This is a genomic window from Saccharomonospora iraqiensis subsp. iraqiensis (assembly GCF_000430445.1).
GTDB lineage: Bacteria > Actinomycetota > Actinomycetes > Mycobacteriales > Pseudonocardiaceae > Saccharomonospora > Saccharomonospora iraqiensis.
This window is the reverse complement of the sequence record NZ_KE387040.1, coordinates 41260-51340: the sequence shown is the minus strand read 5'-3', so window position 1 is coordinate 51340 and position 10081 is coordinate 41260. Positions and strand designations below refer to the sequence as shown.

The window sequence follows — 10081 nt, the reverse complement described above, 5'->3', positions numbered from 1 at the left end:
GCCGAGCGCCGCACCCCGGTGCTGCTGGACGGCGTGTTCTCCTGCGCCGCCGCCCTCGTCGGCGCCGAACTCGCGCCGGACGCGCCCCGCTGGTGGCTGGCCGGGCACCGCTCCACCGAACCGTCCCAGGCGTTCGCGCTCAAGGCGCTGGGCCTGGAGCCGATCCTCGACCTCGGCCTCCGCCTCGGCGAAGGCAGCGGCGCCGTGCAGGCGGTGCCGACCCTGCGCGCCGCGCAGGCCGTCCTCGGCGAGATGGGCCTGCTGGCCGATCTGGACCGGTAGGCTCCTCTCGGACGTGTTGGGGGCGCCCTGGCACGGGTGGTTCGCACGGGTGTGCTTCATCCCTGCGCCACCACCGCACCAGGACTTGCCCCCGCGCAGCGATCGAAGGGCCACCATGCAACGGCTGTCTTGGCGACTACTCTCCGGTTACGCGGGTAGCGTTCTGGTCACGGCGGCGCTGGTGACCTGGTGGGTCGCCGAGGCGAGTCTGGAACCACCTCCGGATGTGAAGACCTCACCCCGCGGCATGATCTCCAGCTGGGGTTGCCGGGAGGGAGTAACCGGGTGCGAGCTACCCGATCTCGCCCCGGAAACGAAGATGGTCATCGCGCTCACCGCCCTCATCGGCTGTGCACTACTCGTGGCCGCACTGGTTTCGAAGTACAGGTGGGACCGAGCGAACCCGCCGGAGAACTGAGCGACACATCGTCGTCGACGCTTCTCCACCTCCCCGATGAGACAATGCCTGCCCCGTGGGCAGTGAACAACCGATCCTGGCAACCGACCGCCTGACGCTGGAGCCGTTGCGGGCCGAGCACGCCGAGCCGCTCGTCGACGTCTTCGCCGACCCGGAGCTGAGCCGCTACTACCCGGGCGACCTCACCCGGCGTGAGAACGCCGAAGCGATGGTGCGGCAGCGGCTCGCCTACTCCGGCCCGCCGGAGCTGGGGCACTGGGCATTCGTACGCGACGGCGCGGTGATCGGGCTCGGGCACCTGCGGCCCTCGTGGGAGCTGCCGGACGAACTGCCCGAGATCGGCTGGTATCTCGCCCGCGCGCACGGCGGCCGGGGGCTGGCCACCGAGGCCGCCCGCGCCCTGCTCCGGTACGGCCTGGGCGAGCTGGCGCTGGACTCGGTGTGGGCGCTGGTGCACACCGACAACACACCGAGCCTGCGGCTGGCACAACGGCTGGGGTTCCTGCGCGTCGGCAGCGGCATCCACTACGGCGACATGTGGCACCACGTGCACGTCGCCCTGCCCGGCCGGACACCGGGGCCGCCCGGGACCGAGGGAACCTCGGCCCCCTGAACCGGGGCCGGATCGCCCTGGCCGGGCGTGGCGGCGCGTGGTCCGCTGAGATCGGCAACCGCAGCCGCGCACGGGAGGGACAGCATGGCCCGCATCGAGGGCGCGATCACCATCGTGTGTCCCGTGGAGACCGTGTTCGACTACGTCGCCGACCAGACACACGAGCCGCGCTACAACCCGATCATGGTGCGCGTCGAGAAGCTCACCACCGGGGAGATCGGCCCGGGGACCCGGTTCCGGTCGGTGGCGCGTTCGGCGGGACGCACGGCGGAGATGGTCACCGAGTACACCGACGTCGAGCGGCCACGGCTACTGGCCTCCGTCACGACGATGAAGCAGGCCCACATCGTCTACACGCTGCGGTTCGACCCGGTGGCCGCGGGTACCCGGATGCAGTGGTCCGGACTGGTGCGGCTCAACGGCGCGTCCCGGCCGCTGGCACCGCTGGTCACCTGGCTGGGCGGGCGGCAGGAGCGGCGGATCTGGACGGGTCTGAAACGGCACCTGGAAGGTGCCCCGGCAGGTGAGGGGTAGTCACACAGGCGAGGCGCACCGCACCGTTTCCTGGAGCACCCGTGCGGGCCTCCCCCGATGATCATCGAATCGTCCAGCGTACGCCTCGAAGCTAACTCGCCGAGGATGCGTTCCAGGACTTCACCTCCCGGGCGATCTGGTGCAGCTGGCCGGGAACCCACAGCTGACCCACGACGAAGATCTCCACCCCACCGTCGCGCAGTTTCACCTTCAGCCGCTTTCGCAGCCCCCCACTGAAAACTTCCAGCCACTTGGTACCGACGATTTCGACGTCCGCGATGGTGCCGCGCGTGGTGGACCATCGCCTGCCGCCCAGACGAGCGTCGAAAGCGATCGGCAGGAACAACATCCGGTGACTCGTCAACCACAGCGTCCCACCGACCGCACGGTTCGCGCTCTGCCTCCGGTTGGCCGGGTACCTCGCGAGAGTCTGCTCCCCTTCCACAGGTGCGACATCATCGGGAAATGCGAGCTCGAAGGACATCGATGTCAGCCTTTCGACTTGGTTCGGTTCTTCCCTAACAATTGGCGAGTCCCACACCGAACCCGTAGAACATGCCCCCGATACCGCCGAGCCCACCACCGATAAGGGTTCCCGTGCCGCCACTGGCAGCCCCGGCCCCTACTGCGCCCCCGACAGCTCCCGCTGTCGTCGTGGCCAGGACCACCTTGGCCGTGCACCCCACCCAACCGCTTTCGTCCTCGTCCAGTTCGGAGATCCTGTCATCGAGGTCGTCGTACTCGACGAGCGCCCGATCCTGCGGAGTCACCGCCCGATCGTGCGCCCAACCCACCGAGGCTGCTGCCGTCCCACTCACCAGCACGCTCGACGTGGCCCCGTACAGGAACCAGAACCAGAGGCCACGGCTCGGGCGCTCTCGCCTGCTCATGACTGTCATCCCCCCAGTGGACCCGCAACATCAGTCGATCGCTGATTTTTCCTGATCTCCCGGCACCGCACAACGTCTATCCGGGCCAATCGCAGCACAAAACTCATACTCGACTTCAGTTTTGTGAACCGCTGGCACACGAAACTAAGAGTGAGTTTTAGTTGTACGTCGTCGAGGCGTCCCACCGTGCGATGCAGCCGTCCCCTCGTGCACCGCCGGGCGCGAGCCGACAGCGACGACGAGCCGTCGTGCCAGACTGACCGTCATGGCGGAGTTGAACGGAGTCCCGGTCGGCGTGGCGGAGATGCAGGCGTTGGCGCTGACCAACTACGGGCACTTCACCACGATGCGGGTCGAAGGCGGTGGCGTGCGGGGCCTGTCGCTGCACCTCGACCGCCTGGTGCGGGACTGCCGGGCAGTGTTCGACGCCGATCTCGACCCCGACCGGGTGCGTGACCTGGTGCGCCACGCGATCGTCGATCACTCCGGGCCTGTCGTGGTCCGCGTGACGGTGTTCGACCCGGACCTGTCCGTCGCCAGGCCCGCCGCCGAGGCCACCCCGGACGTCCTGGTGACGACGCGGGCGGCGGCCGACGGGGAACAACCGCCCCTGCGGCTGCGCTCCGCCGTCTACCGCCGCGACACCCCCGAGGTAAAACACGTCGGGCTGTACGGCGCGCTGCGGCTGCGCCGGGCGGCGCAACGCGACGGCTACGACGACGTGGTGTTCACCTCCCCGGACGGGGCGGTCTCGGAGATCGCCACCTCGAACCTCGGCCTGGTGCGCGACGGGCACGTGGTGTGGCCGTCGGAGCCGCACCTGCCCGGGGTGACGATGCGGCTGCTCGACCGGGCATGGGGCCCCTCCGCCGTGCGCTACGAACCGGTCACGCTCGCCGACCTCGCCACGGCCGACGCGGTGTTCGCCACCAACGCCACCATCGGCGTCCGCGCGGTGGCCGGCATCGACGGCACCGACCTGCCGCCGGACCATCCGGCACTGCGGGAACTACGGGAGCACTACCGGGAGATTCCGTTCGAGACGGTGTGACACGCAGCGCCCATCCCGCCACCACCGGCCTATTATCGGCGGTATTCATCAAGTTGCTTGACACGGAGATGGTTGGCAACCATAAAGAACCCGGTCCCGGGTATCCACAGAATCAGCCATACAACGCTTACTCCACCTTCCACGAGATTCATGACCACCCCGGTCGCCAACCCGCCGAGGCCCAGAAGGGAAAATATCTTCTGTTTCCTCGTCCTCGGTGGTTCCCCTCTTACCATCCGACCTCGCTTCTGTGTCCATCCGCACCGATGCCTGGGCTCTTCCACTGGTGGGACTCAGGCGGGCGTCGGGGTGAGCAGGGTGCGGGCGTCGGTGACGTAGGGTTTGCGCTGCTTGTCCGCCGGAACGGCGTCGAGGGTGTCCACAGCCGTGCGGTGGACGAGGCCGTCCGCGCGCTGCCAGTCGTCCAGGGCGTCCAGCGTCGCGGTCAGGTGGGCGACACCGTTCTCGACCTCGCCGGACTGGATCAGAGCTCGCGCCCGGTGGGTCTCGATCTGGGCAGGTCCCTGGAAGCTGTCGGGCGCGTAGAGGGGCAGCACTGCATCCTGTGCCTCGAAGGCGCGATCCACCCGTCCACCGAGGGAGTACACCTCGCTGCGCACGAAGTACAACTGCTGGCTCGTCCACCGCCACACACTCGTATTCTCACCCCGGTCCTGCTCCGGCAGGCGTTCATACAGCTCGGTGAGCCGGTCGACGGCTGCCCGGGCGTCGTCGTCCCGCCCGATCCGGGCCAACGCCTGGGTGCGTGCCGACCAGCCGCTGAGCACCCCGGGCGACGGTTTCGACTCGCCCAGCGCGATCGCACGGTCGGCCAGGGTCAGCACGCGCTCCGGGGTGGCGCTGTAGAGCGACATGATGGCCTGTTTCCCGCCGATCCGAGCGGACAGCCGCGGGTCGCCCACGGTCGTAGCGGCCCGTCCGGCCGTACGCCACCAGCGTTGCGCGGCCAGGTGCTCGCGCAGGAACACGAACGTGAACGCGGTCAGCGCCGCGAGCTGCGCGGCGGAGTGCACCAGGCGGGTGCGCGCCGGTTCGTGCGCGGTGGCGATACGTTCGCGGAGGTCGGCGAAGTCGGCGGTGAGTGCGGGCAGGGTGCGCGACGGCGGCTGGAACTGGACCTGCCGGGCGTAGTCCGCGGCGACCTGTTCCCACTCGTCGGCGTCCCGGTCGGCCGCCGGGACGTCGAGCACCCCGTCGAGGCCGCGCCGGGCCTGTTCCAGGTTCTCCAGCATCGGGCCGCCGAGTGCGGCCGGGCCGAGCAACGCCAGCAGTGTTCGACGGTTCACGTCGTCCTCCTTCTCGGTGTCGGCGACAACGTCGGCGCCGGTCACCTCGGTGCCGTGGGCGCATCGCCGGGCGGTCTCGTCCTGTCGCAGCTCGTCCAGTTCACGCCACCGGGCCTCGGCGGCGACGACCGTGTCGTACCGGGCGAGCAGGGCCCCGTCCGCGCGGTAGACGCGGTCGGCGGCCGCCCAGAACCGGCGGTCGGGGAACTGGCGGGCCTTCTCGATGTGTGCGATCGACGAGCGCGTGTAGCCGGTGCGGCGGCCGAGTTCGGTCTGGTTGACGCCGGTCGATTCCCGGTAGGCGGCCAACGTCCGCCCGAGTTCGCGGCGGAGCTCGGCGAGCGGTTCCGGCAGGCGCGCCATGGTCCCCCCCCATGATCAACGGTGCGTGTTTGATCCCGTGTCCAGCGTAATCATCGTGGACACCCTGTCCAGGGCATTCGGTGTGGGACCTCCCGCCCACACCTCCTCCACGCGGTAACGGACGGTGTTCGCTGCTCATCTAGCACGATAGTTCCGACCGAATGGAGGCGCGGATGCAGCGGTACCTGTGGCAGCAGGCCGAGGGGCTGCGGCACGCCTACGACGCGCACCGCACGCCGCTCGATCTCGGCGTCACCTTCCCCACCCTGTGCGGGGCGGAGGTCACCACGAGCCGCGACGACATCGGCAAGTGGCTACGCCCGACCTGCCACACCTGTGACCGGGAGATCCGCACCCGGCTCGGCCTCGCGTGACCCCGACACCGACACCGATACCGACGAGGAGACCGGGATTGGACCCGCATGCCGAACTCAGCCGAGGCCGGTGGCACGCACTCGACGAGGTTCTCGCCGAGGTCTGCGAGCGCACCTCGGGACGACTGGAGAGGTCCGGGCCCTGGCCGAGCGCCTGTGCACCTACCCGGACCCGGGCTGAACCACCCACCGACGTGCTGCCGCGCGTGCCGCCGTGGCCGTCCCCGCGCGACCTCGCCCGCGCCGAGGCCACCCACGCCGCCGACACCGGGGGCGATCCGTGGCTGGGCCTGTTGCGCCGCGTGCTGCGCCGGCTCTGCGCGTTGTGACCGTCAGCGATCCCGCCCCTCCGACCGAGATTCCGACCGACGAGGTACCACCATGACCGACACCGCGACCGCGACCGCGCCTGCGCTGCCCGCGCTCGACGACCTCGACGCCGTGCTGATGCGCTTGCGCCGCGCCGTCGACGGGGAGACCGAACCGCTCTACCGGCACAAGGACGCGGGCAACGCCGAGGTGCTGCCGCTGCTGCGCCGCATCGGCCTGCTCGTGCTCGAACTCGGCTTCACCGTGGCAGAGGAAGGCGGTATCGACGGCACCGACGTCGAACGCGCCGTCGCCCGCGCCTACGGCCTGCCGACGCCGCCGTAGCGGGCAACACCACTCCGACGGCTGCCGGGGAACGTCGTGACAGAAAGCAGGCGAACTGTGCCGGCGCGGCATCCCGGATCCGGGCGCGCGCCGTGATCTCCTCCGGCGGATGGTCCCCGGCGTCGAACATCGAGCTCATCCAGGTGGCTGTAAGGATGTATCGCTGGCGATAGACCTGTATTGGCGACCGCCCCGCCGACCGGAAGGCCGAAACACCTTCCCCCGAACTGCCTAGCTGGCACGACATGGCATCACTGCGAGCCATAGCGGCTTGCATGAGGTGCCATATATGTGCCAACGTGGTGCCATGGACCTGAACGTGCACGTGAGCGGCCTGGGCCGGGAGTTCGCCGCGCTCGCCGAAGCCGGCGGGGACGACGCGCGGGAACTGGCGGAGCGCCTGGCCGGGCCGCTCGAATCGGCGATCCGGATGACGCTGCTGGACGTGCTCTCGTCAGCCGCCGACGAGATCACCCGGGAGCTGGCCCCGGGGTCGGTGGAACTGCGCCTGCGCGGGCGCGATCCGGAGTTCGTCGTCACCACACCGCCCGCCGAACCGGAGGACGAGGTGTCGGAAGGCGGCACGGAGGCGACCGCCGGCACCGTTCCCCCGATCACCGAGGACGGGCCCGCGACGCGGATCAACGTGCGACTCCCGGAACAACTCAAGGCAGCGATCGAGGAGGCCGCCGCACAGGAGGGACGCTCGGTCAACGCCTGGCTGGTGCGCGCGGCGGCCACCGCCCTGCAGGGCCCCGGGCAGGGCGGGCGCACCGAGCCGGGCAGCTCCGGGAAACGGTCCTCGCAACGCGTCACCGGCTGGCTGCGCTGACCACACCGCAGCCTCACACGCATCCCTGACCAGCGGTAATGCGCAACCCACCAGTACTGAGGGGACGACTATGCCCACTTTCGACACACCCGAACCGATCTCGGTCGAGCTGGAGTTGGGCGCGACCGGGCGCGTGCGGTTCCTCGCCACCGACCGGACCGACACCGAGGTCGACGTGCGCCCGAGCGACGCGTCCGACACCTCCGATGTGCAGGCGGCCGAGCAGGTCCGCGTCGAGTACACGACCGGGACACTGCGGATCAGGGGGCCGAAGGCGCGTCCCTTCGATTTCTCCCGCAAGACCAGGTCGGTCGACGTCACCGTCGGGCTGCCCGTTGATTCACGAATCTCCGGCACGGTGCAGCTGGGCAACCTCCACGGTTCCGGCCGGCTCGGGCAGGTCCGGTTCAAGACCGGCACCGGGGACATCCACGTCGAACACACCGGTCCGCTCCGGCTCAACACGGCGACCGGGCACGTGACCGTGGACCACGCCACCGGTGACGCGGAGATCCACACGGCGTCCGGCAAGGTGAGCCTCGGCCGCATCGACGGGACCGCGGTCGTCAAGGACTCCAGCGGCGACGTCGAGATCGATTCGGTCACCGGCGACGCGCGGATCCGCTCGGCCGGCGGCGACATCTCCGTCGATCGGGTGGGTGCGGGCATCGACGCGAAGACCGCCAGCGGCACCATCCGGCTGGGCGAGGTGGCCCGGGGTTCGGTCGCCCTCTCCACCGCCATGGGTGCACTTGAGCTCGGCGTCGCCGAAGGCACGACCGCCTGGGTCGACGCGGGCACCAGCTTCGGTCAGGTGCACAACCTGCTCGACAGTGCCCCGCGCCCGGAGGACTCCGCCGAGGTCGTCGACGTGCGGGCACGCACTTCGTACGGCGACATCACGATCCGCCGCCGCTGACGAATCCATTCCGAGGGGGAAAGCATGGCCACCATCCGACCGGCCGTCGCGACGACCGGGTTGCGCAAATCCTTCGGCGACCACGTCGTACTCGACGGCCTCGACCTGACGATCCCGGCGGGGACGGTTCTCGCACTGCTCGGCGCGAACGGTGCCGGCAAAACCACGACGGTGAAGATCCTGTCCACCCTGCTCGCCCCGGACGGCGGCAGTGCCCGGGTCGGCGGTCACGACCTCGCCACCGAGCCCGACAGGGTGCGCGCGGCGATCGGTGTCACCGGCCAGTTCTCGGCGGTGGACAGTCTGCTCACCGGCGAGGAGAACCTGCTGCTGATGGCGGATCTGCACCACCTGCCCCGGCGCGCCGGCCGAGAGCGCGCCGCCCGACTGCTCGACCGGTTCGACCTGGTCGAAGCGGCCCGGAGACCGGCCTCGACGTACTCCGGAGGCATGCTGCGGCGCCTCGACCTCGCGATGACCCTCGTCGGTGACCCGCGGGTGATCTTTCTCGACGAACCGACCACCGGACTCGACCCGCGCGGCCGCAGGAGCATGTGGCGGATCATCCGGGAGTTGGTGACCGACGGGGTGACTCTCCTGCTGACCACGCAGTACCTGGAGGAAGCCGACCAGTTGGCGGACCGGATCGCGGTGCTCGAGCACGGCAGGCTGATCGCCGAGGGGACCCCGGACGAGCTGAAGCGTCGCATCCCCGGCGGACACGTCCGCCTGCGGTTCGCCGACCTCGGTGCACTCGACGCGGCCGAGCGGGTGCTCGACCGGGCCGCACGGGACGACGACGCGCTCACGCTGCGGGTGTCGGCCGACGGCAGCCTCCGGTCGCTGCGGTCCCTGCTGGACCGGCTCGACGAGCAGGCCGTCGAGGTCGACGAGGTGTCCGTACACACCCCCGACCTCGACGACGTCTTCCTCGCCCTCACCGGTGAGGGTGGCAACAGAAAGGTGACCACGCGATGAGCACCTCCGGTTTCCGGTCGCACCCGGTGCGCGACTCGAGGACGATGCTGCGCCGCAACCTCAGGCACATGCTGCGGTACCCGTCGATGACGCTGACACTCGTCGGGATGCCGGTCGTGTTCCTGCTGCTGTTCGTGTACGTCTTCGGCGGCACACTGGGCGCCGGGCTCGACGGGATGGTCGGCGGGCGCGCCGGATACGTGAACTACGTGGCGCCCGCGATCCTGCTGATGACCGTGGCGGCCACCGTGCAGGGCACCGCGATCTCGGTCGCCATGGATATGACCACCGGCCTCGTCGCCCGGTTCCGCACCATGAACATCGCCCGCAGCTCGGTGCTGACCGGGCACGTTCTCGGCAGTGTGTTCCAGACGGTGCTCAGCCTGGCGATCGTGACGGGTGTGGCGCTGCTCGTCGGCTTCCGGCCCGTTGCCGGCCCGGGCGCGTGGCTGGCCGTGGTGGGCCTGCTCCTGGCAGTCACCTTCGCGCTCGTCTGGTTGTGCGTGGCGCTCGGGCAGGTCAGTTCCAGCGTCGAGACCGCGAGCAACCTGCCCATGCCGTTGATCCTGCTGCCCTTTCTCGGAAGCGGGTTCGTCCCCACCGACTCGATGCCGGCCGGGTTGCGCTGGTTCGCCGAGTACCAGCCGTTCACCCCCGTCATCGAGACGCTGCGCGGCTTGCTGCTGGACACTCCCCTCGGGCACGACGCCTGGATCGCGCTCGCCTGGTGCGCCCTGATCACCCTCGGCGGCTACCTCTGGTCGCGGAGGCTCTTTCACCGCGCACGGTGACCCCGTCGTCGCACGGCCCGCGGTGTCCCCGGTGGCGCGCTCCGGCGGGCGGCCCGGCGTCCGGTCGCGGGGGCC

The 10081-nt window shown here is 70.1% G+C and carries 15 protein-coding genes; 12 read left to right on the top strand and 3 right to left on the bottom strand.

Translation table 11 applies throughout. From position 1 onward, the window contains the following. The 4 genes from ACTIR_RS26170 to ACTIR_RS0102225 form a co-directional block, all read left to right on the top strand. A partial coding sequence (locus ACTIR_RS26170) for a nicotinate-nucleotide--dimethylbenzimidazole phosphoribosyltransferase (RefSeq protein ID WP_026453069.1) occupies nucleotides 1–282 on the top strand: 282 nt, incomplete at its 5' end. Between the two features lie 115 nt (nucleotides 283–397). After that, the gene (locus ACTIR_RS25695; RefSeq protein WP_154663642.1) at nucleotides 398–700 is read left to right on the top strand and encodes a hypothetical protein; all 303 of its coding nucleotides are present in this window, start codon (nucleotides 398–400) and stop codon (nucleotides 698–700) included. Nucleotides 701–755: 55 nt separating this feature from the next. Then, entirely contained in the window at nucleotides 756–1313 is a 558-nt protein-coding gene (locus ACTIR_RS0102230; protein ID WP_026453068.1) for a GNAT family N-acetyltransferase, read from the top strand. 84 nt (nucleotides 1314–1397) lie between these two features. Further along, on the top strand, nucleotides 1398–1847 hold the full coding sequence (locus ACTIR_RS0102225; RefSeq protein WP_026453067.1) for an SRPBCC family protein: 450 nt from the start codon (nucleotides 1398–1400) through the stop codon (nucleotides 1845–1847). A gap of 91 nt (nucleotides 1848–1938) precedes the next feature. Here ACTIR_RS0102225 and ACTIR_RS0102220 read toward each other — a convergent pair whose 3' ends face one another. Together ACTIR_RS0102220 and ACTIR_RS21225 are read right to left on the bottom strand one after the other, a co-directional pair. Then, a complete protein-coding gene (locus ACTIR_RS0102220; protein WP_154663641.1) occupies nucleotides 1939–2331 on the bottom strand; it encodes a hypothetical protein in 393 nt (130 codons plus the stop codon). A 34-nt stretch (nucleotides 2332–2365) separates the two neighbouring features. Beyond that, entirely contained in the window at nucleotides 2366–2617 is a 252-nt protein-coding gene (locus ACTIR_RS21225; protein ID WP_161629610.1) for a hypothetical protein, read from the bottom strand. A gap of 385 nt (nucleotides 2618–3002) precedes the next feature. Here ACTIR_RS21225 and ACTIR_RS0102210 point away from each other — a divergent pair, with 385 nt between their 5' ends. Beyond that, nucleotides 3003–3788: an aminotransferase class IV family protein gene (locus tag ACTIR_RS0102210; RefSeq protein WP_026453065.1), complete on the top strand. Its 786-nt coding sequence runs from the start codon at nucleotides 3003–3005 to the stop codon at nucleotides 3786–3788. A gap of 293 nt (nucleotides 3789–4081) precedes the next feature. Here ACTIR_RS0102210 and ACTIR_RS0102205 read toward each other — a convergent pair whose 3' ends face one another. Continuing rightward, nucleotides 4082–5458, bottom strand: coding sequence for a helix-turn-helix transcriptional regulator (locus ACTIR_RS0102205; RefSeq protein ID WP_026453064.1), 1377 nt, complete (start codon nucleotides 5456–5458; stop codon nucleotides 4082–4084). Nucleotides 5459–5631: 173 nt separating this feature from the next. On the opposite strand from ACTIR_RS0102205, the gene ACTIR_RS0102200 reads away from it, so the two are divergent. The 7 genes from ACTIR_RS0102200 (at nucleotide 5632) to ACTIR_RS0102170 (ending at nucleotide 10006) form a co-directional block, all read left to right on the top strand. After that, nucleotides 5632–5832 carry a zinc finger protein gene (locus ACTIR_RS0102200; protein WP_026453063.1) on the top strand — a complete coding sequence of 67 codons (201 nt, stop codon included), beginning with the start codon at nucleotides 5632–5634 and terminating at the stop codon, nucleotides 5830–5832. Nucleotides 5833–6038: 206 nt separating this feature from the next. Then, a complete protein-coding gene (locus ACTIR_RS27655) occupies nucleotides 6039–6161 on the top strand; it encodes a hypothetical protein (RefSeq protein ID WP_267879477.1) in 123 nt (40 codons plus the stop codon). Nucleotides 6162–6213: 52 nt separating this feature from the next. After that, entirely contained in the window at nucleotides 6214–6486 is a 273-nt protein-coding gene (locus ACTIR_RS0102190) for a hypothetical protein (RefSeq protein ID WP_026453062.1), read from the top strand. Nucleotides 6487–6793: 307 nt separating this feature from the next. Then, nucleotides 6794–7318, top strand: a complete 525-nt coding sequence (locus ACTIR_RS0102185; RefSeq protein WP_026453061.1) for a YlcI/YnfO family protein — start codon at nucleotides 6794–6796, stop codon at nucleotides 7316–7318. Nucleotides 7319–7388: 70 nt separating this feature from the next. Further along, on the top strand, nucleotides 7389–8237 hold the full coding sequence (locus ACTIR_RS0102180; RefSeq protein ID WP_026453060.1) for a DUF4097 family beta strand repeat-containing protein: 849 nt from the start codon (nucleotides 7389–7391) through the stop codon (nucleotides 8235–8237). A gap of 24 nt (nucleotides 8238–8261) precedes the next feature. Beyond that, nucleotides 8262–9215: a daunorubicin resistance protein DrrA family ABC transporter ATP-binding protein gene (locus tag ACTIR_RS0102175; RefSeq protein WP_026453059.1), complete on the top strand. Its 954-nt coding sequence runs from the start codon at nucleotides 8262–8264 to the stop codon at nucleotides 9213–9215. Beyond that, a complete protein-coding gene (locus ACTIR_RS0102170; RefSeq protein WP_026453058.1) occupies nucleotides 9212–10006 on the top strand; it encodes an ABC transporter permease in 795 nt (264 codons plus the stop codon). Before ACTIR_RS0102175 ends, ACTIR_RS0102170 begins: the two co-directional genes overlap by 4 nt. Nucleotides 10007–10081 lie beyond the last annotated feature (75 nt).

Coding starts and splice junctions, on each gene's coding strand:
- ACTIR_RS0102200 (WP_026453063.1), top strand. CDS start 5,632: ATGCAGCGGTACCTGTGGCAGCAGGCCGAGGGGCTGCGGCACGCCTAC.
- ACTIR_RS0102180 (WP_026453060.1), top strand. CDS start 7,389: ATGCCCACTTTCGACACACCCGAACCGATCTCGGTCGAGCTGGAGTTG.
- ACTIR_RS0102225 (WP_026453067.1), top strand. CDS start 1,398: ATGGCCCGCATCGAGGGCGCGATCACCATCGTGTGTCCCGTGGAGACC.
- ACTIR_RS0102205 (WP_026453064.1), bottom strand. CDS start 5,458: ATGGCGCGCCTGCCGGAACCGCTCGCCGAGCTCCGCCGCGAACTCGGG.
- ACTIR_RS0102170 (WP_026453058.1), top strand. CDS start 9,212: ATGAGCACCTCCGGTTTCCGGTCGCACCCGGTGCGCGACTCGAGGACG.
- ACTIR_RS0102220 (WP_154663641.1), bottom strand. CDS start 2,331: ATGTCCTTCGAGCTCGCATTTCCCGATGATGTCGCACCTGTGGAAGGG.
- ACTIR_RS25695 (WP_154663642.1), top strand. CDS start 398: ATGCAACGGCTGTCTTGGCGACTACTCTCCGGTTACGCGGGTAGCGTT.
- ACTIR_RS0102190 (WP_026453062.1), top strand. CDS start 6,214: ATGACCGACACCGCGACCGCGACCGCGCCTGCGCTGCCCGCGCTCGAC.
- ACTIR_RS0102210 (WP_026453065.1), top strand. CDS start 3,003: ATGGCGGAGTTGAACGGAGTCCCGGTCGGCGTGGCGGAGATGCAGGCG.
- ACTIR_RS0102185 (WP_026453061.1), top strand. CDS start 6,794: ATGGACCTGAACGTGCACGTGAGCGGCCTGGGCCGGGAGTTCGCCGCG.
- ACTIR_RS0102175 (WP_026453059.1), top strand. CDS start 8,262: ATGGCCACCATCCGACCGGCCGTCGCGACGACCGGGTTGCGCAAATCC.